The sequence below is a fragment of the Pseudomonas hamedanensis genome, assembly GCF_014268595.2.
In the GTDB taxonomy this organism is placed as follows: Bacteria; Pseudomonadota; Gammaproteobacteria; order Pseudomonadales; family Pseudomonadaceae; genus Aquipseudomonas; species Aquipseudomonas hamedanensis.
Genome location: NZ_CP077091.1, coordinates 2,795,027 through 2,818,148, shown reverse-complemented (window position 1 = coordinate 2,818,148; position 23,122 = coordinate 2,795,027). Strand labels below are relative to the sequence as shown.

Sequence of the window (23,122 nt, the reverse complement as noted above, 5' to 3'; positions counted from 1 at the left end):
TTTCTCCATAAGGGCTACAGCGCAATTGACCCCCGAAATATTACGACCTACTGCGCAACTTCTTGCGCAGTTGGGCATTGGCCGGGACCGAGGTGTTTGCTTCGCGAGCAGGCTCGCTCCCACAGGGGGTGTGTGGGTTGCCCGAAAGCCCGGGTCCACCGCAAAACCTGTGGGAGTGAGCCTGCTCGCGAAGGCGTCCGTGCAGGCAAATCGTTGGCGACTGGCAAACCGCTATCGCGAGCAGGCTCACTCCTACAGGGGATGTGTGGTTTGCCCGGAATTCGTGTTCATCCGCAAAACCTGTGGGAGCGAGCCTGCTCGCGAAGGCGGCGGTTCAGGCAAATCATTGGCGACTGGTAAACCGCTATCGCGAGCAGGCTCACTCCTACAGGGGATGTGTGGTTTGCCCGGAATTCGTGTTCATCCGCGAAACCTGTGGGAGTCGCCAGTTAGAAAGCGTCTTATAAATGAAACAGCGCGCTCGGCTATACTCCCCGCATTTCGATCAGGTACGAGGATTCACTGTGAAGAACTGGACGTTGCGCCAACGCATTTTGGCGAGCTTTGCGGTGATTATCGCCATCATGTTGCTGATGGTGGTGCTGTCCTATTCGCGGCTGTTGAAGATTGAAGCCAGCGAAAACAGCGTGCGTGACGATGCGATTCCCGGTGTCTATTACAGCTCGATGATCCGTGGGGCGTGGGTCGACAGCTACCTGCAGACTCAGGAACTGCTGGGCCTCAAGGAAGGCCAGGGCATTTCCAGCGAGGATGCGGCGGACTACAAGGCCTTCGAGGCGCGCCTGCAAGATCAGATGGCCAATTATCGCAAGACCATGGCCACTGACGAGGACCGTTCCGAGTTCGCCCTGTTCGAGAAATACCATGACACTTACATTCAGATTCAGGACGCTGTGCTGGACTTGCACCGTCGCAATCTGGAAGCCGATGCCATCAAGCTGTTTAACGAAAAACTGACCCCGGCGTGGTACAGCGGGCGAATGAAGCTCAACGACATCATTGGCGAGAACAAAGTTGTCGCCGATAACGCCATGGCCAATATCGACGATGCCGTAGCGACGGCCAAAGTCAGCATGATCGTCTCTTTGCTGGTCGCCGTCCTGGTTGCCGGTCTGTGCGGCCTGTTGTTGATGCGCGCGATCATGGCGCCGATGAACCGCATCGTGACAATCCTCGACATCATGCGCACCGGCGACCTCAGCTCGCGCTTGAACCTCGACCGCAAGGACGAATTCGGCGCGGTGGAAACCGGCTTCAACGACATGATGACCGAGCTGACGTCGCTGGTGTCCCAGGCGCAGCGCTCGTCGGTGCAGGTGACAACCTCCGTCACCGAGATCGCCGCGACCTCCAAGCAACAGCAAGCCACCGCCACCGAAACCGCGGCCACCACCACCGAGATCGGCGCAACGTCCCGGGAAATCGCCGCCACCTCGCGGGATCTGGTGCGCACCATGACCGAAGTTTCCACCGCCGCTGATCAGGCTTCTGTACTCGCCGGCTCCGGTCAGCAGGGCCTGGCGCGCATGGAAGACACCATGCATTCGGTGATGGGCGCGGCGGATCTGGTCAACGCCAAACTGGCAATCCTCAACGAGAAGGCCGGCAACATCAATCAGGTGGTGGTGACGATCGTCAAAGTCGCCGACCAGACCAATTTGCTGTCGCTCAATGCGGCGATCGAAGCCGAGAAGGCCGGCGAGTACGGTCGCGGTTTTGCCGTGGTTGCCACTGAAGTGCGGCGTCTGGCCGATCAGACCGCCGTCGCCACTTACGATATCGAACAGATGGTGCGCGAAATCCAGTCGGCGGTATCGGCCGGGGTGATGGGCATGGACAAGTTCTCCGAAGAAGTGCGTCGGGGCATGTCCGAGGTGCAGCAGGTCGGCGAGCAGTTGTCGCAAATCATCCATCAGGTGCAGGCGCTGGCGCCGCGGGTGTTGATGGTCAACGAAGGCATGCAGGCACAGGCCACCGGCGCCGAGCAGATCAACCATGCGCTGGTGCAGTTGGGCGATGCCAGCAGCCAGACTGTCGAATCGTTGCGTCAGGCCAGTTTCGCCATCGATGAACTGAGCCAGGTGGCCGTCGGGCTGCGCAGCGGCGTCTCGCGATTCAAAGTCTGATGAGCGACATCATCGCCAAACGCGGCGTTGCGCCAGTGGCGAAGCAGGCGTTGTTCCTGCTGTTTCGCATCGGCAGCGAACGCTATGCCCTGCGCGCCACCGAAGTGGCGGAAGTATTGCCGCGCCTGCCATTGAAACCGATCGCCCGGGCGCCGCAGTGGGTGGCGGGCGTGTTCGCCTATCGCGGCGCAGTGGTGCCGGTGATCGACCTCAGCGCGCTGACCTTTGGCCAACCTGCCGAGGCGCGTACCAGCACCCGGCTGGTGCTGGTGCATTATCGCCCGAACGCCACGCAATCGGCGCAATGGCTGGGGCTGATCCTGGAACAGGCCACCGATACCCTGCGCTGTCATCCCGAGGATTTTCAGCCCTACGGCCTCGACAACCGCGAGGCGCCTTACCTCGGTCCGGTGCGCGAGGACGCGCACGGACTGGTGCAATGGGTGCGGGTCAGTGACTTGCTTGATGAATCGGTGCGCGCCTTGCTCTTCCCCGATCCGCCGCTGGACCCGGCGCAGCTTGAGGCGCAGTCATGAGCAGCGATCAGCGCTTTTTCGATTTCCTCAAGGAACGCATCGGCCTGGATGTCGCTTCGGTGGGCGCGGCGATCATCGAGCGTGCCGTGCGCCAACGCACGACGCTGTCGCAAGCGGCGCACGCCGATGAGTATTGGTATTTGCTGCAAGGCTCGCGGGATGAGCAACAGGCGCTGATCGAAGCAGTGATCGTCCCTGAGACCTGGTTTTTCCGTTATCCGGAGTCCTTCGCCACCTTGGGAAAACTGGCTCGCCAACGTCTCGCCGAATTGAACAACATGCGCGCGTTGCGCATCCTCAGCCTGCCGTGCTCGACCGGCGAAGAACCCTATTCAATCGCCATGGCCTTACTCGACGCCGGGCTCAAGCCGCATCAGTTCAAGGTCGACGGCATGGACATCAGCCCGTTGTCGGTGGACAAGGCGCGCCGCGCTGTTTACGGCAAAAACTCGTTTCGCGGGCAGGATTTGCAGTTTCGCGAGCGGCATTTCATACCGGAGCAGGACGGCCACCGGGTCAACGAATACGTTCGCGAACAAGTGCGCTGGCAGGTCGGCAATGTCCTCGATCCGTCGTTGTTGGCGAACGAGCCAGCCTTTGATTTCGTGTTCTGCCGCAACCTGCTGATCTATTTCGACCAGCCGACGCAGAAGCAGGTGTTCGAAGTGCTTAAGCGCCTGACCCATGTCGACGGCGTGCTGTTTATCGGCCCGGCCGAGGGCAGCCTGCTCGGGCGCCTGGGTATGCGCTCGATCGGTATTCCACAGTCGTTCGCCTTCAGTCGTCACAGCGAGCCGCACCCCGAACCGCTGCCGACGCCCAAGCCGGTTGCCGTGCCGCACAGCCAACCACTGCGCAGCACGCCGCCAGCGCCAGTGCGCAACCGGCCGTTCACCGCAGTGACCGCTTTGCCTGTGACGAAAAAAACCGCCAACCCGGACGCCGCAACGTTGCTGGCCCAGATCGCCGCACTGGCCAACGAAGGCAAAAGCGCTGAGGCCCGTGCCGCGTGCGAGCAGTATCTGCGCAGCCATGAGCCGGTGGCTCAGGTATTTTACTGGCTCGGCCTGCTCAGCGATGTCTCCGGTCTGAGCCTCGAAGCGCAGGGGTTCTATCGCAAGGCTTTGTACCTCGAACCGCAACACCCCGAAGCGCTGATGCACTTGGCCGCGTTGATGCAGGCCCAGGGCGACACCGCGGGTGCCCGACGATTGCAGGAGCGCGCCGCCCGCAGCGGGCGCACCGCCGACAGTGAGCGTAAACGATGAACGCGTCCGACACCTTGAACGTTACCCACGAAGACGCCCGGGCCATCGACGATTGCTGGAACCGCATCGGCATCCATGGCGACAAGTCCTGCCCGTTGCTGGAAGAGCACATCCATTGCCGCAACTGCTCGGTGTATTCCGCTGCCGCCACGCGCTTGCTCGACCGATATTCGTTGCAGCAGGACCAGCGTGATGCGGTGGCTACCCGAGTCGAAACCAACGTCAAAACCCGCTCGCTGTTGATGTTCCGCCTCGGCGAAGAATGGCTCGGACTGGCCACGCGCAGCCTTGTCGAAGTCGCGCCGCTACAGGCGATTCATTCGCTGCCGCATCAGCGCTCGCGCGCTTTGCTTGGCGTGGCCAATGTGCGTGGCGCGCTGGTTGCCTGCCTGTCGCTGGTGGAATTGCTTGACCTCGACGGCAGCGTTGCGCCGGCCAGCGGCGGGCGTGTGATGCCACGCATGCTGATCATCGCCGCCCATGGCGGGCCGGTGGTGGTGCCGGTGGATGAGGTCGACGGTATTCATGCCATCGACGAACGCATCCTCGATGCCGCGTCGCAATCCGGTGCGCAGGCCAGTGCCAAATACACCCGTGGCGTTCTGCAATATCGTGGTCACAGCCTGCGCTGGCTGGATGAAGAACAGCTGTTGTCCGCCGTGACCCGGAGCCTGACATGACCCCCGAGCAAATGCGCGACGCCTCTCTGCTCGAACTGTTCAGCCTCGAAGCCGAGGCCCAGACCCAGGTGCTCAGCGCCGGGCTGCTGGCGCTGGAGCGCAACCCGACCCAGGCCGATCAACTGGAATCGTGCATGCGCGCGGCGCACTCGCTCAAGGGCGCGGCGCGAATCGTCGGTATCGACAGCGGCGTCAGCGTCGCGCATGTCATGGAAGATTGTCTGGTCAGTGCGCAGGAAGGTCGTTTATTGCTGCGCCCCGAGCACATCGACGCGTTGCTGCAAGGCACCGACCTGCTGATGCGTATCGCCACGCCGGCCAGCGCGCCGCAGCCATCAGACATCGAAGCCTATGCGGCGCTGATGGGGCGCTTGCTCGATCCGTCTGCGGCAGCCCTTGTCGTTGCCGCGCAGCCGATGGCTGAATTGCCAGTCGAACCAGCGCCAATAGCGTCAGCGCCCATGGTTGACGAGCCCACAGAGCCGGCACCGCGCAAAAGCAAGCGCACCACTGAAGGCGGCGAGCGCGTGCTGCGCGTCACCGCTGAACGCCTGAATAGCCTGCTCGATTTGTCGAGCAAATCGCTGGTGGAAACCCAGCGGCTGAAACCGCATCTGGCGACCATGCAGCGTCTCAAGCGCATGCAGAACAACGGCCTGCGCGCCCTGGAAAACCTCAACGTACATTTGAAGGAACATGCGCTGAGCCTGGAAGCGCTCGAGTCGCTGGAGGATGCGCGGCGCCTGCTCGCCGAGTCGCAGCAATTGCTCAGCGAGAAGAACGCCGAACTCGACGAGTTCGCCTGGCAGGCCAGCCAGCGCGCGCAAGTGCTCTACGACACCGCGCTGGCCTGCCGCATGCGCCCGTTCGCCGACGTGTTGAGCGGGCAGGCGCGCATGGTGCGTGACTTGGGTCGCAGCCTCGGCAAACAGGTGCGCCTGGAGATCGAAGGCGAGAAAACCCAGGTCGACCGCGACGTGCTGGAAAAGCTCGAAGCGCCGCTGACCCATTTGCTGCGCAACGCCGTCGATCACGGCATCGAAACCCCGGAGCAGCGTGTACTCAAGGGCAAACCGGAGGAGGGGGTGATCCGCCTGCGCGCCTCCCATCAGGCCGGTCTGCTGATGCTGGAATTGAGCGATGACGGCCAGGGCGTCGATCTGGAAAAAGTCCGCCGCAGCATCGTCGAGCGGCAGTTGTCTCCAACTGAAACTGCTGCGCAACTGAGTGAAGAGGAGCTGCTGACGTTCCTGTTTCTGCCGGGATTCAGCCTGCGCGACAAAGTCACCGAAGTCTCCGGGCGTGGCGTCGGCCTTGATGCCGTTCAGCACATGGTCCGCCAGTTGCGCGGGGCGGTGGTGCTGGAGCAGACGGCGGGCGAGGGCAGTCGTTTTCATCTGGAAGTGCCGCTGACGTTGTCGGTGGTACGCAGTCTGGTGGTGGAAGTCGGCGAAGAGGCCTATGCCTTTCCGCTGGCGCACATTGAACGCATGTGCGATCTGCTGCCCGAAGACATCGTGCAAGTGGAAGGCCGCCAGCATTTCTGGCACGAAGGCCGGCATGTCGGGCTGGTTGCCGCCAGCCAGTTGCTCAATCGCCCGGCCAGTCAGAACGCCGGCGATACCCTGAAAGTCGTGGTCATCCGCGAGCGCGAGGCGATTTACGGCGTGGCGGTCGAACGCTTCGTCGGCGAGCGCACGCTGGTGGTGTTGCCGCTCGATGAGCGTCTGGGCAAGGTTCAGGACATCTCCGCCGGTGCCTTGCTCGATGACGGCTCGGTGGTGCTGATCGTCGATGTCGAGGACATGCTGCGTTCGGTGGACAAGCTGCTCAATACTGGCCGCCTGGAGCGCATTGCCCGCCACGGCAACCAGGCCGCGGAGGCTGCACGCAAGCGGGTGCTGGTGGTCGACGACTCGCTGACCGTGCGCGAACTGCAACGCAAGCTGCTGCTCAATCGCGGCTACGACGTCGCGGTCGCGGTGGACGGCATGGACGGCTGGAACGCGCTGCGTTCGGAAAACTTTGATCTGCTGATCACTGACATCGACATGCCGCGCATGGACGGCATCGAACTGGTCACGCTGTTGCGCCGCGACAGCCGTCTGCAATCGCTGCCGGTGATGGTCGTGTCTTATAAGGATCGTGAAGAAGACCGGCGCCGTGGACTGGACGCCGGCGCCGACTATTATCTAGCCAAAGCCAGTTTTCATGACGACGCCCTGCTCGATGCAGTGGTCGAGCTCATCGGGGGAGCGCGGGCATGAGGATCGCAATCGTCAACGACATGCCAATGGCGGTGGAGGCCCTGCGTCGAGCGCTGGCCTTCGAGCCTTCGCATCAGGTGGTCTGGGTCGCGAGCAACGGCGCCGAGGCGGTGCAACGCTGCGCCGAATACACGCCGGACCTGATTCTGATGGACCTGATCATGCCGATCATGGATGGCGTTGAAGCCACGCGCCGGATCATGGCCGACACGCCGTGCGCGATCGTCATCGTCACGGTCGACCGCCAGCAGAACGTGCACCGGGTGTTCGAAGCCATGGGCCACGGCGCCCTGGACGTGGTCGACACCCCGGCTCTGGGCGCCGGCAACGCTCAGGAAGCCGCGGCGCCGCTACTGCGCAAAATCCTCAATATCGGCTGGCTGATCGGCGAGAAACCGCCGCGATCGCGCCCGGCACCGACCGCTCAACGCAGTTCGGCTTCGCGCCAGCGGCTGGTCGCCATCGGTTCGTCCGCCGGTGGACCGGCTGCACTCGAAGTGCTGCTCAAAGGCCTGCCAAACAATTTCTCGGCGGCGATTGTGCTGGTGCAGCATGTCGATCAGGTGTTCGCCGCCGGCATGGCCGAATGGCTGGCCAGTGCCAGCGGCCTGGATGTGCGTCTGGCCCGCGAAGGCGAGCCGCCACAGAGCGGTGCGGTGCTGCTGGCCGGGACCAATCACCATATTCGGTTATTGAAAAACGGCACGCTGGCGTATACCGCCGAGCCGGTCAACGAGATTTATCGCCCTTCCATCGACGTGTTTTTCGAGAGTGTCGCCAGTTACTGGAATGGCGACGCGGTCGGCGTTTTGTTGACCGGAATGGGGCGCGATGGCGCCCAAGGGCTTAAGCTCATGCGTCAGCAGGGCTATTTGACCATCGCGCAAGACCAGCACAGCAGTGCGGTATACGGCATGCCCAAGGCCGCCGCGGCGATTGATGCCGCGGTGGAGATCCGCCCTCTGGAAAAGATAGCGCCACGATTGCTCGAGATTTTCCCTCAATGAACAGGCTTATCCGCAATCCTGGCCCCCGCAGTACTCAGGTGACCGCCCATGAATGATTTACAGATCGACGACATTAAAACCGACGAAAACGCCGCCATGGTGTTGTTGGTAGACGATCAGGCGATGATCGGCGAAGCCGTGCGCCGTGGGCTGTCGAACCAGGAAAACATCGACTTCCACTTTTGCTCCGACCCACAACAGGCCATCGCTCAGGCGGTGCGCATCAAACCGACGGTGATCCTGCAGGATCTGGTGATGCCCGGCCTCGACGGCCTGAGCCTGGTGCGTGAGTATCGCAACCACCCGGCGACCAAGGACATCCCGATCATTGTCCTGTCGACCAAGGAAGACCCGCTGATCAAGAGTGCGGCGTTCTCCGCCGGGGCCAACGACTATCTGGTGAAGCTGCCAGACACCATCGAACTGGTCGCGCGCATCCGTTACCACTCGCGCTCCTACATGACCTTGTTGCAACGCGATGCGGCGTACCGCGCGCTGCGCGTCAGTCAGCAGCAACTGCTCGACACCAACCTGGTGCTGCAACGGTTGATGAATTCCGATGGCCTGACCGGGCTGTCCAACCGCCGGCATTTCGACGAATACCTGGAGCTGGAGTGGCGCCGTTCGTTGCGCGATCAGAGCCAGTTGTCATTGCTGATGATCGACGTCGATTACTTCAAGTCCTACAACGACAGTTTTGGCCACGTCGAGGGTGACGAGGCGCTGCGCAAGGTCGCCACGGCCATTCGTGATGCCAGTGCGCGGCCGTCTGATCTGCCGGCGCGTTACGGCGGTGAGGAATTTGTGCTGGTGTTGCCGAACACCTCGCCGGGCGGTGCGCGGCTGTTGGCAGAGAAGCTGCGCCAGACCGTGGCGGCATTGAAGATTCCACACAACACCCCGGCCGAAGGTTCGAACCTGACCATCAGCATCGGCCTGGCGACCATGGTGCCGCAGGCGGGCAGTGATTGCCGGTTGCTGATTTCGGCGGCGGATCGCGGGTTGTATCTGGCGAAGAACAACGGGCGTAATCAGGTCGGGATTGAATAGCGACGCGATACCCTTGTGGGAGCGGGCTTGCTCGCGAATACGGTGTGTCATTCAGCATTGGTGTCGCCTGACACGCCGCTTTCGCGAGCAAGCCCGCTCCCACAGGGAATCTCCATCAGGCCATGTCAAGTGAATCGCCCCCACACCCGCCAGACGGGCTGCCGCGACAGCCTGTTTACGTTATACTCGCCGGCTTTCAAAAGTTCGCCAACGAGTGCTGCCCGTCATGGAAATCAACCCGATCCTGAACACCATCAAGGACCTGTCCGAGCGCTCCGAAACTATTCGGGGGTATCTTTGACTACGATCAAAAGCATGAGCGTCTGACCGAGGTCAATCGCGAGCTTGAAGATCCGAGTGTCTGGAACAAACCTGAATACGCCCAGGAGCTGGGCCGCGAGCGTGCCGCGCTGGCGCAGATCGTCGATACCCTCGACGAACTGAACGGCGGTCTGGCCGATTGCCGCGACTTGCTGGACATGGCCGTCGAAGAAAACGACGAAGGCGCAGTGGGCGATGTCGTCGCCGAACTGGCCCGTCTCGAGGAAAATCTGGCCAAGCTGGAATTCCGCCGCATGTTCAGCCATGAAATGGACCCGAACAACGCCTACCTGGACATCCAGGCCGGCTCCGGCGGCACCGAAGCGCAGGACTGGGCCAACATCCTGCTGCGCATGTACCTGCGCTGGGCCGACAAACGCGGTTTCGACGCGACCATCATGGAGCTGTCGGCCGGTGAAGTCGCCGGGATCAAAGGCGCGACCGTGCACATCAAGGGCGAATACGCCTTTGGCTGGCTGCGTACCGAGATCGGCGTGCACCGTCTGGTGCGCAAAAGCCCGTTCGACTCCGGCAACCGTCGCCATACCTCGTTCTCCGCGGTGTTCGTCTCGCCAGAGATCGACGACAAGGTGGAAATCGAAATCAACCCGGCAGACCTGCGGATCGACACCTATCGTTCCTCCGGTGCCGGTGGTCAGCACGTCAACACCACCGACTCGGCCGTACGTATCACTCACGTACCGACCAACACCGTGGTCAGCTGCCAGAACGAGCGTTCCCAGCACGCCAACAAGGACACCGCGATGAAAATGCTGCGGGCCAAGTTGTACGAGCAGGAAATGCAGAAGCGCAACGCTGCGTCGCAGGCGCTTGAAGACACCAAGTCCGACATCGGCTGGGGTCATCAGATCCGCTCCTACGTGCTCGACGCGTCGCGGATCAAGGATCTGCGCACCAACATTGAACGCAGCGACTGCGACAAGGTACTCGACGGCGATATCGACGAATACCTGGAAGCCAGCCTGAAATCGGGCCTGTAACAGACGCCAACACAGGATCGACCGATTCGACTCGATCACTGTAGGAGCTCAGGGGGACGCCTGGTCCCTGCTGAGCGATTCCCGGGCCGCAAGGTCCGGGGGCAATGAACCTGATGGAATACTTAAAGACATGAGCGACCTACAACTCGACCCGCAAGCCCTGCAACAGGAAGAAAACTCCCTGATCGCCCTGCGCAAGGAAAAGCTTGCTGCCGAGCGCGCCAAGGGCAACGCCTTCCCGAACGACTTCCGCCGCGACCACTACTGCGATGCACTGCAGAAACAGTACGCGGACAAGACCAAGGAAGAGCTGGCCGAGGCTGCAATCCCGGTCAAGGTTGCCGGTCGCATCATGCTCAACCGTGGCTCGTTCATGGTGATCCAGGACATGACCGGTCGCATTCAGGTCTACGTCAACCGTAAAACCCTGCCGGAAGAAACCCTGGCCGCGGTGAAAACCTGGGACATGGGCGACATCATTGCCGCCGAAGGCACCCTGGCGCGTTCCGGCAAGGGCGACCTGTACGTTGAAATGACCAACGTGCGCCTGCTGACCAAGTCGCTGCGCCCGCTGCCGGACAAGCACCACGGCCTGACCGACACCGAACAGCGCTACCGTCAGCGCTACGTCGACCTGATCGTCAACGAAGACGTGCGCCAGACCTTCCGAGTGCGCTCGCAGGTGATCGCGCACATCCGCAGCTTCCTGATGAAGCGCGACTTCCTTGAAGTCGAAACGCCGATGTTGCAGACCATTCCCGGCGGCGCCGCGGCCAAGCCGTTCGAAACCCACCACAATGCACTCGACATGGAAATGTTCCTGCGCATCGCCCCGGAGCTGTACCTCAAGCGCCTGGTAGTCGGCGGTTTCGAGAAAGTTTTCGAGATCAACCGCAACTTCCGTAACGAAGGCGTTTCGACCCGTCACAACCCTGAATTCACCATGTTGGAGTTCTATCAGGCGTACGCCGATTACGAAGACAACATGGACCTGACCGAAGAACTGTTCCGCGAGCTGGCGCAGTTGGTACTGGGCAGCACCGACGTGCCGTACGGCGACAAGGTGTTCCACTTCGGCGAGCCGTTCGTGCGCCTGTCGGTGTTCGATTCGATCCTCAAGTACAACCCTGAGCTGACCGCCGATGATCTGAACGACATCGACAAGGCTCGTGCCATCGCCAAGAAGGCCGGCGCCAAGGTGCTGGGCTTCGAAGGTCTGGGCAAACTTCAGGTGATGATTTTCGAAGAACTGGTCGAGCACAAGCTGGAGCAGCCACACTTCATCACCCAGTACCCGTTCGAAGTGTCGCCGCTGGCGCGTCGCAACGACGACAACCCGAACGTCACCGACCGTTTCGAGCTGTTCATCGGCGGCCGTGAAATCGCCAACGCCTACTCCGAGTTGAACGACGCCGAAGACCAGGCCGAGCGCTTCATGGCGCAGGTCGCCGACAAGGACGCTGGCGACGACGAAGCCATGCACTACGACGCCGACTTCGTGCGGGCGCTGGAATACGGCATGCCGCCAACCGCCGGCGAGGGTATCGGCATCGACCGTCTGGTGATGCTGCTGACCAACTCGCCGTCGATCCGCGATGTGATCCTGTTCCCGCACATGCGACCGCAAGCGTAAACGTTTCAGTTAAAAAGCCGCCTAAAACAGGCGGCTTTTTATTGCCTGTCTGGTACAAATGTATCAATTGGTTAATTTGCAAATAGCAGAGGAAGTGCTGTCGTGATGGGTGCAATAGCTCAAGAAGGTGCAGCGGGTATCGCCACTGCGGTCGCTGAAAGTGTTCAGTACCAGGGCCGCAAGGCCAGCCGACAGGGCAGTGAGCAGCGTCGCCAGGACATTCTCGATGCGGCGATGCGCATTGTCGTGCGCGACGGCGTGCGTGCCGTACGACACCGGGCGGTAGCGGCGGAAGCCGGTGTGCCACTGTCGGCGACAACGTATTACTTCAAGGACATCGATGACCTGCTCACCGACACCTTCGCGCAATACGTTGAACGGAGCGCGGCCTACATGGCCAAGTTGTGGATCAACAATGAAGGCCTGCTGCGTGAGATGGTGGTCAGCGGCGACGGCAGCCCCGAGTCGCGCTCGCAACTGGCCGACGATATCGCGCGGCTGATGGCCGACTACGTTCACCGGCAACTGGTCAACCGCCGCGAGCACCTGATGGCCGAGCAGGCCTTCCGCCAGGAAGCGCTGCTCAACCCGCGTCTGGCGCTGCTGGTGCGCTCCCATCAGCAGATTCTGTTGCAGGGCACCTGCCAGTTGTTTCAGGTCCTGGGCTCGCGTGAACCGCAACAGGATGCCAAAGTGTTGACGGCGATTATCGGACGGATGGAATATCAGGGCCTGCTCAACGACGCCGAGCCTTTGGCCGAAGAGGACATGCTCGGGATTCTGACGCGGTATATGCACCTCGTCCTGGCGTCGGTGTAACGTAAACCCTTGTAGGAGTGAGCCTGCTCGCGATGGCTGTCTCTCATTCAACATCTTTGTTGGCTGACACTCTGCTATCGCGAGCAGGCTCACTCCTACAGGGAAAGCGATCACCCTAAGGGCGGCGAATGTTCATAGGAGTATCAAATGAAACCCTGGCGTGGCGTGCTGATGGCCCTGTCGTTGCTGCTGCTCAGTGGCTGTCTGGTGACGTTCAAGGAACCACTGGCGGCCAGCGGTCCGGCGCCCAAAGGCTTGCTCGGCAAGTGGTCGAGCACCAATGCCTGGGGTGAGCCGATGAACCTTGAGCTGACCCGCGTCGGCAAGGATCGTTATCAGGCCGTCACGTATTTCAAGGCCAAACCGCGCGAGCGCGAAGCCTATCCGTTCACCGTGTCGCGCCACGGCAACCGCTGGTATCTGTCGGCAAAAGTCCCGGCGCAATACGGCGGCCACTTCACCATCGCCGGTTTCGAGCTGACCGACACGCACGAACTGGTGGTCTACAACCTCGACCTCGATCAGATCAATCAGGCCATCAAACAGCAAGCCCTGAGTGGTCAAGCCTTTCAGACCGATGACGGCGACGGCGTGCAGGTCGACAGCAATCTCGACAAGGTCTTCGCTTACCTCGACGATCCGGCCAATTCCGATGTCTTCGTCGAAGCCGTGCGCTATCAACGCCAGGCGCGCGGCCAATAATTCAGTACGTCACGTTTTCTACAGGAGTTTCGGGTGGACGATTACCAGCAGACGATACGCATGTTGTCCGACCGCATTGTGCTGGCGCAGACGCCGATCCGCGTGCTCGACGCGGTGAAATGGGACGAGAACGTGCGCAAGGGCTTTCTCAAGGCCAAGGGTAAGGAACTGCCCGCCGTTGATCGCGACTATTACCTCAACCGGCCGCTGTCGTTCGACTCAAGCCAGGTCAAACTGGAATTCCAGAACATCGAGCGCGACATCACCCGTCAGCTCGGTCAGTTCAACCCGGTCGGGCAGATCATGCGGCGCATGTGCAAGGAGTACCGCATGGTCGTGCGCATGCTCGAAGCGCGCGGCACCGAGGATTTCGGCCTGATCTCGCAAGAGTTGTACGGTGCTGCCTCCGATGCCTTTCATGCGGGGGATCCGACCCTGGCCGATCTCGGCCTGATGATGTCCGACTACCTCAACAACATCGATGGCCGCGGCGACTTGAAGGACGAACCGAAGGTCCTCACCGCCAAGGAGGCTGTGCACCTGCTGCAAACCCGGCTGAACAAAGTGTTCGGCGAGGCCGAGGAAACCATCCGCGTGTTCGAGTCCGACGGTATTGTGGCCGACGCGGCGGCGGGCGCTGACTACATCAAGATCCGCACCGACGCGATGTTCAACGAGCGCGACGTACGCGCCCTGGAAGTCCACGAAGGGCTGGTCCACGTCGGCACCACGCTCAACGGGCTTAATCAGCCGATCTGCACCTTCCTGTCCAAAGGCCCGCCCTCGTCGACGGTGACCCAGGAAGGCCTGGCGATCCTGATGGAAATCATCACCTTCGCTTCCTACCCGAGCCGCCTGCGCAAACTGACCAACCGCACCCGTGCGATCCATATGGTCGAGGAGGGCGCTGACTTTTTGCAGGTGTTCGAATTCTTCCGCGAGCAGGGCTTCGAGATGGCCGAAAGCTACGGCAACGCCAGTCGTGTTTTCCGTGGCTCGACACCGACCGGTCTGCCATTCACCAAAGACTTGTCCTACCTCAAGGGCTTTATCATGGTTTACAACTACATTCAGTTGGCCGTGCGTAAAGGCAAGCTTGAGCAGATTCCGCTGTTGTTCTGCGGCAAGACCACCCTGGAAGACATGCGTACCCTGCGGCAACTGGTGGACGAAGGACTGGTGGTGCCGCCCAAATATCTGCCGGATCAGTTCCGCGATTTGAACGCGCTGTCGGCGTGGATGTGCTTCTCCAACTTCCTCAACCATTTGAGTCTGGACCGGATTGAGGCGGATTATTCCAATATCCTTTAACCCCAACGCAAACCCCTGTAGGAGTGAGCCTGCTCGCGATAGCGGTGTGTCAATCAACCGATATATCGACTGACACAATGCTATCGCGAGCAGGCTCACTCCTACAGGTTTGTTCTGCATTCCAACCTGAATTCTGCGAGGTTTCACCGGATGAGAATCCTCGGCATCCTTTGCCTGCTCCTGACCCTCGGCGGTTGCAGTTCGCTGCTGTTCTACCCTGAACCCGGCCAGGTCTTTACCCCCGATAAAGCCAAACTCGAATACCGCACGGTCACCCTGACCACCGCCGACGGCCTCAAACTCAACGCCTGGTGGCTACCAGCCAAACCCGGTGTCGAGGTCAAAGGCACTGTCCTGCACCTGCACGGCAACGGCGGCAATCTGCCGATGCACCTGGGCGGTAGCTGGTGGTTGCCGAAGAACGGCTATCAGGTTCTATTGGTCGATTATCGCGGCTACGGTTTGTCCGAGGGCAAGCCGAGCCTGCCGGCGATCTATCAGGACCTCGACGCCGCGTTCGCCTGGCTCGACAACGCGCCCGAAGTCAAAGGCAAACCGCTGGTGCTGCTCGGGCAAAGCCTCGGCGGTGCGATGGCGGTGCATTGGCTGGTGCAGCACCCCGAGCGACAAAGGCAGCTCAAGGCGCTGGTGCTCGACGGCGTGCCGGCCAGCTACCGCAGCGTCGGTCAGTTCGCCCTCAGCACCTCATGGCTGACCTGGCCATTGCAAGTGCCGCTGTCGTGGCTGGTGCCGGATGGAGACAGCGCGATCAACTCGATGGCGCAGCTCACGGGCGTGCCCAAGTTGATCTTCCACAGCATCGACGATCCGCTGGTGCCGATGGCCAACGGCATCCGTCTGTATCAGGCAGCGCCGCCACCACGCGTGCTGCAACTGACGCGCGGCGGCCACGTGCAGACCTTCGGCGACCCGGTATGGCGGCAGGTCATGCTGCGCTATCTCGACGACCCCGAACACTTCAACGGCCTGCGCCGCCTCGGCGAAATCCCCAATTACCCGCCACCCCCGAATTCTGAAGATGAGAGTCCGCAATGACTGAAGAACGTAACGCCATCCCGCTGATCATCACCGGTATCTGCAGCATTCTCGGTACTGTCGGGGCGCTGTGGTACTACGGCTACCTGCACTTCGCCAAACCCGAGGATGCGCTGCTGCTCAACGAATTCACCATGCTCAAGACCGTTCCCGGCGAGGACTACAAAGTCTCGCTGACGCCCGCGCCGCAGGTGGCGCAGTGCATTGATGGCGTGCTGGTGCTATTCGATACCGAGCAGAAAGGCCTGACCGGCGTGTTAGTCAATGCGCAGAAGAAAGCGGTGCGCTGCATGGGCGAAGAGACCCCACAAAAGCTCGAGCAGTAACCCGATCCAATGTAGGAGTGAGCCTGCTCGCGATAGCGGTGTGTCTGCCAAATCAATGTTGGCTGATCGGGCGCTATCGCGAGCAGGCTCACTCCTACAGGATTTGTCTTCATGCACAAAAAAGCCCCGCCTGATGAAGTCAGGCGGGGCTTTTGCGTTACGCGGTGAAGCTTAGTTCGAGCTCATCGAAGAACGCGGTGCAACCGGTTGGTTGTCGTTGGAAATGGTTACTTCCACGCGACGGTTCATCGCACGGCCCGAGACACTGCTGTTATCAGCGACCGGGTATTCCTTGCCATAACCCTGAGCGACGATGCGTGCTGGATCGACGCCCATCTTGATCAGGGCCATCTGCACGGAAGTCGCGCGGCGCTCGGACAGCGACTGGTTGTAGCTCGCGGTACCGGTGCTGTCGGTGTAACCCTCGACAATCACTTTGCGATCCGGGTTTTCCTGGAGGAACTGCGCCAGTTTGTTGATATTCACCAGGCCGCTGGATTTCAGTTCAGCCTTGTTGGTGGCGAACAGCACGTCACCGAAAGTCACCAGCGTGCCGCGATCGGTCTGCTTGGCGTTGAGGCTGTCCTGCAGCTGTTTGATCTGCTGATCACGAGCGTCCAGACGTGCCTGGGCACGTTGGGCTGCGGCGTTTTTCAGATTGTTCTCAGCGGTGCGCAGAGCGATGGTCTGCTTGGCCACTTCCACGCGCTGGTTGGTCAGGTAAGCCAGTTGATCAACCTTGGCCGCGTCTTCTTTGTCCAGATAAGCCTTGTCGGCCTTGTCCAGGTAATCGCTGGCATCTTTGGTTTCCAGCGCCGCGACTTTGCTCGCCTGTGGGTTGGCTTGCAGGCCTGCGTAGTTGGTGCGCGCCTGTTCCAGGTTCGGGTTCGGCGGGGTGGAGCAGGCAGCCAGAGCAACACTTGCGGCGAGGAGAGCGGGAATCATCAGTTGCTTACGCATAATTTGTCGTCCTTTCTATCGGTAAGAGTTTCAGCTTTGCGGTCCGGATGCGCGCTTACTGCACGGTGCGCTGGCTTTCCTGACGCAGTTCCTGAACACCTTTCTGGGAATCCTTCACAGCCTGTTCGGCCTTGGCGGCCTGTGCCTTGCGTTCAGCGACACGAGCGTCCCACTCAGCCTGTTCGGCCAGGCGACGGGCCTCGTCATACTTCTTGTCGTGCATGGCGATTTCAGCTTGTTTCAGTTTGTCCTGCGCCTGCTTCATTTCCACGGCGGCGAATTCGGTACCGCCAGCGCTGACCGCGCTGTTGACCGCCGACTGGGTGACCGCGTATTGCTCGGTGGGTGGGTTACCGGCGCAACCGGCAAGGATGAAGCTGGTGCCGATGGCCAGAGCGGCCAGTTTCAGACCGCGCAGGTGGGAAAACGAGGTTTGGGTTTTCATGGTCTTCAACTCCATTAGGCATCTCCTGAAAATACAACTGAATCCATCCTGGCAGAGGAGCCGAAAGCATCGCTTGTTGACGCGAATTGAAACGCTCGTTCCAGGCGTGGTTACCTGTTCCGACCGAAGGCATTTTTGAAAAGTTCAGAAAAGATGGCCTATCGCCAAAAATTAAATTGACCGTTTGGACAAGGCTCTGGGACGGGAACTTTGGCGGTTTAGAGCGGTACGCGTGTGGTGTAATGGAAGCGGATAGGAAGGGTGTTCACGGTCAATTGTAGGCCTTCGCCTGCTCGCGATCGCGGTGTATCAGGCACTGGATATGTCGCCTGACACACTGCTATCGCGAGCAGGCTCACTCCTACAGTTTGATCTGCGTTTCGTCAGTGTTTTTGTTTGTTTTCAGATGACGAGAGGTCATGCAGATGCCGTCTCGACAAGGCCAGGAATCGCGGCGTCGGCCCGACATCCTCATACAGCGGATCGCCTTCCTCATCGGTCGCAACCACGGTCGAACCCTTCACGTACGGCAGGCTCGCCTCAAACTCTTCAAGCGCCGCGCCGATCAGTTCGCCGAGCAGTTCCTCGGGATGGCGTTTGGGATACATCTCGGCAATCGCCGCCAGACGCGCAGCGGCCTCGACGTCCAGGTGAATTGTGTAGCCGGTGTCGGTCAGGCGACCTTTGGCATTTTCTTCCCAATGCTGGGCAAGTTCACGGATTTTCATGATGGCCTCATTGCGCACCCGCTCATGGCAGGTCTGGGTGAGTGTCCGCCGTCGCGGCGGCCAGCCGTTGTGCGGCTTACTGTTGAGACTAGCTTTCGCCCGCAAGGTTTGAAGTCCCTTCGTCGCCTGCTTGTAAGAAGCGCCGCAGCGCGGCACTCTCTGAGTCATTCACTCGTTTCTAGGCCGCCCGGATTACCGCTGGAGAACTGCTGATGACCGATATTGATGCACGCTTGCGCGAAGATGTTCACCTGCTCGGAGAGCTGTTGGGCAACACCATTCGAGACCAGTACGGCGAGGCGTTCCTCGACAAGATCGAAGAGATCCGCAAGGGCGCCAAGGCTGACCGTCGCGGCTCGATGGACGCCGAACTGAGCGCCAGCCTCAATCAATTGAGCGAGGACCAACTGCTCCCGGTGGCGCGGGCCTTCAACCAGTTCCTCAATCTGGCGAACATCGCCGAGCAGTATCAGTTGATCCACCGGCGCGAAGAGACGCAGGCCGCGCCATTTGAATCCCGCGTGTTGCCTGAATTGCTCGCGCGCTTGCGCAGCGAAGGCCACAGCGCCGAATCCCTGGCGCGACAACTGGCGCGCCTGGACATTGAACTGGTGCTGACTGCGCATCCCACCGAAGTGGCGCGGCGCACGCTGATCCAGAAGTACGACGCCATCGCCGCGCAACTGGCTGCGCAGGATCACCGCGACCTGACCAGCGCCGAGCGTGAGCAGATCCAGAGTACGCTTCAACGGCTGATCGCCGAAGCCTGGCACACCGAAGAAATCCGCCGCACCCGGCCGACGCCGGTGGACGAGGCCAAGTGGGGTTTTGCGGTGATTGAGCATTCGCTGTGGCAAGCGATTCCCCACCACATGCGCAAGGCCGACCAGGCGCTGTTCGCTGCGACCGGCCTGCGCCTGCCGCTGGAAGCCGCGCCGATTCGTTTCGCCTCGTGGATGGGCGGCGACCGCGACGGCAATCCCAACGTTACGGCGTCAGTGACCCGCGAAGTGTTGCTGCTGGCACGCTGGATGGCGGCTGACTTGTACCTGCGCGATGTCGACCACCTCGCGGCCGACCTGTCGATGCAGCAGGCCAGCGACGCGCTGCGGGCCAGGGCCGGCGACAGTGCCGAACCGTATCGCGCAGTGCTCAAGCAATTGCGTGAGCGCCTGCGTGCTACGCGCAATTGGGCCCATGCCGCGTTGACCGCGCCGACGCCGGCGCCGGCCGATGTCTTGCACAACAATCGTGATCTGCTCGAACCGCTGGAGTTGTGTTTCAACTCCCTGCACGAATGCGGCATGGGCGTGATCGCTGACGGCCCGTTGCTCGACTGCCTGCGCCGGGCGGTGACGTTTGGCCTGTTTCTGGTGCGTCTGGACGTGCGCCAGGACTCGTCGCGACACAGTTCGGCGATGACCGAAATCACCGATTATCTGGGCCTTGGTCGTTATGAGGACTGGAACGAAGACCAGCGCATCGACTTCCTCACCGGCGAATTGAACAACCGTCGGCCATTGCTGCCGGCGCATTTCAAACCTTCGGCCGATACCGCTGAGGTGCTCGACACCTGCAAGGAAATTGCCGCAGCACCGGCGGCTTCGCTGGGTTCTTACGTGATCTCCATGGCTGGCGCCGCTTCCGATGTGCTCGCCGTGCAATTGCTGCTCAAAGAATCTGGCGTGTTGCGTCCGATGCGCGTGGTGCCGCTGTTCGAAACCCTCGCTGATCTTGATAACGCCGGGCCGGTGATGGAACGCCTGCTGCACCTGCCGGGCTACCGCGCACGGCTGCAAGGCCCGCAGGAAGTCATGATCGGCTATTCCGACTCGGCCAAGGACGCCGGCACCACCGCTGCGGCGTGGGCGCAATACCGCGCCCAGGAACGGCTGGTGGAGATTTGCCGCGAACAGCAAGTCGAGCTGTTGTTGTTCCATGGTCGTGGCGGCACCGTAGGCCGTGGTGGTGGCCCGGCCCACGCGGCGATTCTGTCGCAGCCGCCGGGTTCGGTGGCAGGACGTTTCCGCACCACCGAACAGGGCGAAATGATTCGTTTCAAATTCGGCCTGCCAGACATCGCCGAGCAAAACCTCAACCTGTATCTGGCGGCGGTGCTCGAAGCAACGCTGCTGCCACCCCCACCGCCGACGCCCGAGTGGCGGCACCTGATGGATGAATTGGCGGCGGACGGTGTCAGCGCTTACCGCCAGGTGGTGCGGGAAAATCCGCAATTCGTCGAGTACTTTCGCCAGTCCACGCCGGAGCAGGAGCTGGGCCGTTTGCCCCTTGGCAGTCGTCCGGCCAAACGTCGTGCCGGCGGCATCGAAAGCCTGCGGGCGATCCCGTGGATCTTCGGCTGGACCCAAACGCGCCTGATGTTGCCGGCGTGGCTTGGCTGGGAGACTGCCCTGAGCAAGGCCCTGGCGCGCGGCGAAGGCGAGCTGCTCGGACAAATGCGCGAGCAATGGCCGTTCTTCCGCACGCGCATCGACATGCTGGAAATGGTCCTGGCCAAGGCGGACGCGGACATTGCGCGCTCGTATGACGAGCGTCTGGTCGAGCCGGATCTGCTGCCGTTGGGCGCGCAGTTACGCGACCTATTGTCGCAGGCGTGCTCGGTGGTACTCGGCCTGACCGGGCAGTCGCAGCTGCTCGCACACAGCCCCGATACCCTCGAATTCATCCGCTTGCGCAACACCTATCTCGACCCGCTGCATCTATTGCAGGCGGAACTGCTGGCCCGTTCGCGGCAGCAGGATGTCGAGCAGGGCAGCCCGGTGGAACAGGCGCTGCTGGTGTCTGTGGCGGGGATCGCCGCCGGATTGCGCAACACCGGCTGAGGTTTTTGAGCAGACCTGCGACGCCCGAGGCCCACCTCGGGCGTCGCTTTGTGCAGCGCGTGAAAGTATCGCCAGGCGACAGTTAATGCTCGGGTTGCGACTTGGCTCACCGTGGCGCAGCGTCGCGGCGCGCGTCGGTTTCTCCGACTTTTGGCGTCTTGTGTGGGCGCAGCCTGCTGTGTATCTTGATCAGCCTTTGGCCGTTTGTGCGGTCACGACCCGTATTTTTAAGATTGGCCCCAAGAGGCGAATCCTGTTGTTTTCTATATAAAAAATTGAGGAGCACATCGATGCGCGTCATTCTGCTGGGAGCTCCCGGGGCCGGTAAAGGTACTCAGGCAAAGTTCATCACCGAGAAATTCGGCATTCCGCAAATCTCCACCGGCGACATGCTCCGTGCTGCGGTCAAGGCCGGCACTCCACTGGGCGTGCAAGCCAAGAGCATCATGGATGCCGGCGGCCTGGTGTCGGATGACCTGATCATCGCGCTGGTCAAGGACCGCATCGCTCAACCTGATTGTGCCAACGGTTTCCTGTTCGATGGCTTCCCGCGCACCATTCCGCAGGCTGAAGCGCTGGTCACTGCCGGCGTCGAGCTGGACGCCGTCGTTGAAATCGCTGTTGAAGACGAAGAGATCGTTCAGCGCATTGCCGGTCGTCGTGTTCACGAAGCCAGCGGCCGCGTCTACCACATCGTCTATAACCCGCCGAAGCTGGCTGGCAAAGACGACATCACCGGCGAAGAACTGGTCCAGCGCAAGGACGACACCGAAGAAACCGTGCGTCATCGCCTGTCGGTCTACCATTCGCAGACCAAGCCGCTGGTGGAGTTCTATCAGAACCTCTCCGCGCAGAATGGCGGCAAGCCGAAGTACAGCCACATTCCAGGCGTGGGTTCGGTCGAAGCGATCACCGCCAAGGTACTTGAAGCGCTGAGCTGAAAAGTCTGCAGGGCGGCATCATCCACGGCCCGCTTGCGGGCCGTAGTTGTTTATACTGACGCACTTTTTCCCACCCCTGTTTTGGAAACATCGATGAGCACCTTGCTGGCCCTGGACACCGCGACTGAAGCTTGCTCCGTTGCCTTGCTGCACGACGGCAAGGTCACGAGCCATTACGAGGTGATCCCGCGCCTGCACGCGCAGAAGCTGCTGCCGATGATTCAGCAATTGCTGGCCGACGCCGGCACCACGTTGCAGGCAGTCGATGCGATTGCCTTCGGTCGTGGCCCGGGGGCGTTTACCGGTGTGCGCATCGCCATTGGTGTGGTGCAGGGCCTGGCCTTTGCGCTGGATCGTCCGGTGTTGCCAGTGTCCAACCTTGCGGTGCTGGCGCAGCGGGCCTTTCGTGAACACGGCGTGAGCCAGGTCGCGGCCGCCATCGATGCACGAATGGATGAAGTCTATTGGGGCTGCTACCGCGAGACGGCGGGGGAGATGCGTCTGGTCGGCGCCGAAGCGGTGCTGCCGCCGGAAGTCGCTGCGCTGCCGGCCGATGCCAGCGGCGAGTGGTTCGGTGCCGGAACCGGTTGGGGCTACAGCGAGCGCATTGCAGTTAACCTGACCGGCTCCGATGCCGGCATGCTGCCCCACGCCGAAGACCTGCTGACCCTGGCGCGCTTCGCCTGGGAACGCGGTGAGTCGATTGTGGCGGACGACGCACAACCGGTTTACCTGCGCGATAAAGTCGCCACCCCCAAGGCCCGCTGATACATCCGGAGATTCCCTGATGAGCGGATTTCTGTGGTGAGGGGATTTAGCGAAACGTCGCACCGCCCCGTTCGGCTACGCAGCAGTCGTCAGTCCTGAAAAATGCGCTGCCACTGAAAAATTGCAGAGGAGTGCTGCGCACTCCAACGGGGATAAATCCCCTCGCCACAGGCACATGCGACATTCCGCAACCCTGCCAATCGTCAGTTTCCAACTTCGGTTTTAAACCTTTTGCGCTTTCTGTGTTCTAGTTATCACTCGGCAGTTTGCTAAGTCGGTCAGGTGCCGCTAAATTGCCATCATTGATACCGAG

At 61.2% G+C, this 23,122-nt stretch carries 20 protein-coding genes; 17 read left to right on the top strand and 3 right to left on the bottom strand.

The window, feature by feature from the left end; all coding sequences use genetic code 11:
• Positions 1–524: 524 nt before the first annotated feature.
• The 14 genes from HU739_RS12250 to HU739_RS12185 all read left to right on the top strand — a co-directional run bounded on the left by HU739_RS12250 (position 525) and on the right by HU739_RS12185 (position 16,124).
• Positions 525–2,147, top strand: a complete 1,623-nt coding sequence (locus HU739_RS12250) for a methyl-accepting chemotaxis protein (protein WP_186551095.1) — start codon at positions 525–527, stop codon at positions 2,145–2,147.
• The gene (locus HU739_RS12245; protein ID WP_186551094.1) at positions 2,147–2,683 is read left to right on the top strand and encodes a chemotaxis protein CheW; all 537 of its coding nucleotides are present in this window, start codon (positions 2,147–2,149) and stop codon (positions 2,681–2,683) included. The genes HU739_RS12250 and HU739_RS12245 overlap by 1 nt, the downstream gene beginning before the upstream one ends.
• Entirely contained in the window at positions 2,680–3,951 is a 1,272-nt protein-coding gene (locus HU739_RS12240; RefSeq protein WP_186551093.1) for a CheR family methyltransferase, read from the top strand. The genes HU739_RS12245 and HU739_RS12240 overlap by 4 nt, the downstream gene beginning before the upstream one ends.
• Complete coding sequence (locus tag HU739_RS12235) at positions 3,948–4,631, top strand: chemotaxis protein CheW (RefSeq protein WP_186551092.1); 684 nt, start codon at positions 3,948–3,950, stop codon at positions 4,629–4,631. Before HU739_RS12240 ends, HU739_RS12235 begins: the two co-directional genes overlap by 4 nt.
• A complete protein-coding gene (locus HU739_RS12230; protein WP_186551091.1) occupies positions 4,628–6,898 on the top strand; it encodes a hybrid sensor histidine kinase/response regulator in 2,271 nt (756 codons plus the stop codon). The genes HU739_RS12235 and HU739_RS12230 overlap by 4 nt, the downstream gene beginning before the upstream one ends.
• Positions 6,895–7,905 (top strand): chemotaxis response regulator protein-glutamate methylesterase, encoded by a 1,011-nt coding sequence (gene cheB, locus HU739_RS12225; RefSeq protein WP_186551090.1) that lies wholly within the window; start codon positions 6,895–6,897, stop codon positions 7,903–7,905. The genes HU739_RS12230 and cheB overlap by 4 nt, the downstream gene beginning before the upstream one ends.
• 48 nt (positions 7,906–7,953) lie before the next feature.
• Positions 7,954–8,955, top strand: a complete 1,002-nt coding sequence (locus tag HU739_RS12220; RefSeq protein WP_186551089.1) for a response regulator — start codon at positions 7,954–7,956, stop codon at positions 8,953–8,955.
• Between the two features lie 226 nt (positions 8,956–9,181).
• Positions 9,182–10,277 (top strand): peptide chain release factor 2 gene (prfB, locus tag HU739_RS12215; protein ID WP_099758102.1). Its coding sequence is split into 2 segments (ribosomal slippage): positions 9,182–9,253 and positions 9,255–10,277, totalling 1,095 coding nucleotides; the frame shifts between segments, so codons are not numbered across the junction.
• A gap of 130 nt (positions 10,278–10,407) precedes the next feature.
• Entirely contained in the window at positions 10,408–11,910 is a 1,503-nt protein-coding gene (lysS, locus tag HU739_RS12210; RefSeq protein ID WP_186551088.1) for a lysine--tRNA ligase, read from the top strand.
• A 105-nt stretch (positions 11,911–12,015) separates the two neighbouring features.
• Positions 12,016–12,729, top strand: coding sequence for a TetR/AcrR family transcriptional regulator (locus HU739_RS12205; protein WP_186551087.1), 714 nt, complete (start codon positions 12,016–12,018; stop codon positions 12,727–12,729).
• 147 nt (positions 12,730–12,876) lie between these two features.
• Positions 12,877–13,431: a hypothetical protein gene (locus HU739_RS12200; protein ID WP_186551086.1), complete on the top strand. Its 555-nt coding sequence runs from the start codon at positions 12,877–12,879 to the stop codon at positions 13,429–13,431.
• Positions 13,432–13,491: 60 nt separating this feature from the next.
• Complete coding sequence (locus HU739_RS12195; protein ID WP_186551137.1) at positions 13,492–14,742, top strand: flavohemoglobin expression-modulating QEGLA motif protein; 1,251 nt, start codon at positions 13,492–13,494, stop codon at positions 14,740–14,742.
• A 150-nt stretch (positions 14,743–14,892) separates the two neighbouring features.
• A complete protein-coding gene (locus HU739_RS12190; protein ID WP_186551085.1) occupies positions 14,893–15,798 on the top strand; it encodes an alpha/beta hydrolase in 906 nt (301 codons plus the stop codon).
• A complete protein-coding gene (locus HU739_RS12185; RefSeq protein WP_039762415.1) occupies positions 15,795–16,124 on the top strand; it encodes a hypothetical protein in 330 nt (109 codons plus the stop codon). The genes HU739_RS12190 and HU739_RS12185 overlap by 4 nt, the downstream gene beginning before the upstream one ends.
• Before the next feature lie 171 nt (positions 16,125–16,295).
• On the opposite strand, the gene HU739_RS12180 is transcribed toward HU739_RS12185, so the two are convergent.
• The 3 genes from HU739_RS12180 to HU739_RS12170 form a co-directional block, all read right to left on the bottom strand.
• Positions 16,296–17,084: an OmpA family protein gene (locus HU739_RS12180; protein WP_186551084.1), complete on the bottom strand. Its 789-nt coding sequence runs from the start codon at positions 17,082–17,084 to the stop codon at positions 16,296–16,298.
• A gap of 55 nt (positions 17,085–17,139) precedes the next feature.
• Positions 17,140–17,544 carry a DUF4398 domain-containing protein gene (locus HU739_RS12175; protein WP_186551083.1) on the bottom strand — a complete coding sequence of 135 codons (405 nt, stop codon included), beginning with the start codon at positions 17,542–17,544 and terminating at the stop codon, positions 17,140–17,142.
• A 368-nt stretch (positions 17,545–17,912) separates the two neighbouring features.
• Complete coding sequence (locus HU739_RS12170; RefSeq protein ID WP_186551136.1) at positions 17,913–18,257, bottom strand: pilin assembly protein; 345 nt, start codon at positions 18,255–18,257, stop codon at positions 17,913–17,915.
• A 212-nt stretch (positions 18,258–18,469) separates the two neighbouring features.
• Between HU739_RS12170 and ppc the strand changes: the two genes are divergently transcribed.
• The 3 genes from ppc (at position 18,470) to tsaB (ending at position 22,809) form a co-directional block, all read left to right on the top strand.
• Positions 18,470–21,100, top strand: coding sequence for a phosphoenolpyruvate carboxylase (gene ppc / locus HU739_RS12165; RefSeq protein WP_186551082.1), 2,631 nt, complete (start codon positions 18,470–18,472; stop codon positions 21,098–21,100).
• 290 nt (positions 21,101–21,390) lie between these two features.
• Complete coding sequence (gene adk / locus HU739_RS12160) at positions 21,391–22,041, top strand: adenylate kinase (protein WP_186551081.1); 651 nt, start codon at positions 21,391–21,393, stop codon at positions 22,039–22,041.
• 93 nt (positions 22,042–22,134) lie between these two features.
• On the top strand, positions 22,135–22,809 hold the full coding sequence (gene tsaB, locus HU739_RS12155; protein ID WP_186551080.1) for a tRNA (adenosine(37)-N6)-threonylcarbamoyltransferase complex dimerization subunit type 1 TsaB: 675 nt from the start codon (positions 22,135–22,137) through the stop codon (positions 22,807–22,809).
• The last annotated feature ends 313 nt before the right edge of the window (positions 22,810–23,122 follow it).

Coding starts and splice junctions, on each gene's coding strand:
- HU739_RS12245 (WP_186551094.1), top strand. CDS start 2,147: ATGAGCGACATCATCGCCAAACGCGGCGTTGCGCCAGTGGCGAAGCAG.
- HU739_RS12240 (WP_186551093.1), top strand. CDS start 2,680: ATGAGCAGCGATCAGCGCTTTTTCGATTTCCTCAAGGAACGCATCGGC.
- HU739_RS12180 (WP_186551084.1), bottom strand. CDS start 17,084: ATGCGTAAGCAACTGATGATTCCCGCTCTCCTCGCCGCAAGTGTTGCT.
- HU739_RS12200 (WP_186551086.1), top strand. CDS start 12,877: ATGAAACCCTGGCGTGGCGTGCTGATGGCCCTGTCGTTGCTGCTGCTC.
- cheB (WP_186551090.1), top strand. CDS start 6,895: ATGAGGATCGCAATCGTCAACGACATGCCAATGGCGGTGGAGGCCCTG.
- HU739_RS12170 (WP_186551136.1), bottom strand. CDS start 18,257: ATGAAAATCCGTGAACTTGCCCAGCATTGGGAAGAAAATGCCAAAGGT.
- HU739_RS12190 (WP_186551085.1), top strand. CDS start 14,893: ATGAGAATCCTCGGCATCCTTTGCCTGCTCCTGACCCTCGGCGGTTGC.
- HU739_RS12185 (WP_039762415.1), top strand. CDS start 15,795: ATGACTGAAGAACGTAACGCCATCCCGCTGATCATCACCGGTATCTGC.
- HU739_RS12205 (WP_186551087.1), top strand. CDS start 12,016: ATGGGTGCAATAGCTCAAGAAGGTGCAGCGGGTATCGCCACTGCGGTC.
- ppc (WP_186551082.1), top strand. CDS start 18,470: ATGACCGATATTGATGCACGCTTGCGCGAAGATGTTCACCTGCTCGGA.
- HU739_RS12220 (WP_186551089.1), top strand. CDS start 7,954: ATGAATGATTTACAGATCGACGACATTAAAACCGACGAAAACGCCGCC.
- tsaB (WP_186551080.1), top strand. CDS start 22,135: ATGAGCACCTTGCTGGCCCTGGACACCGCGACTGAAGCTTGCTCCGTT.
- lysS (WP_186551088.1), top strand. CDS start 10,408: ATGAGCGACCTACAACTCGACCCGCAAGCCCTGCAACAGGAAGAAAAC.
- HU739_RS12195 (WP_186551137.1), top strand. CDS start 13,492: ATGTTGTCCGACCGCATTGTGCTGGCGCAGACGCCGATCCGCGTGCTC.
- adk (WP_186551081.1), top strand. CDS start 21,391: ATGCGCGTCATTCTGCTGGGAGCTCCCGGGGCCGGTAAAGGTACTCAG.
- HU739_RS12235 (WP_186551092.1), top strand. CDS start 3,948: ATGAACGCGTCCGACACCTTGAACGTTACCCACGAAGACGCCCGGGCC.
- HU739_RS12175 (WP_186551083.1), bottom strand. CDS start 17,544: ATGGAGTTGAAGACCATGAAAACCCAAACCTCGTTTTCCCACCTGCGC.
- HU739_RS12230 (WP_186551091.1), top strand. CDS start 4,628: ATGACCCCCGAGCAAATGCGCGACGCCTCTCTGCTCGAACTGTTCAGC.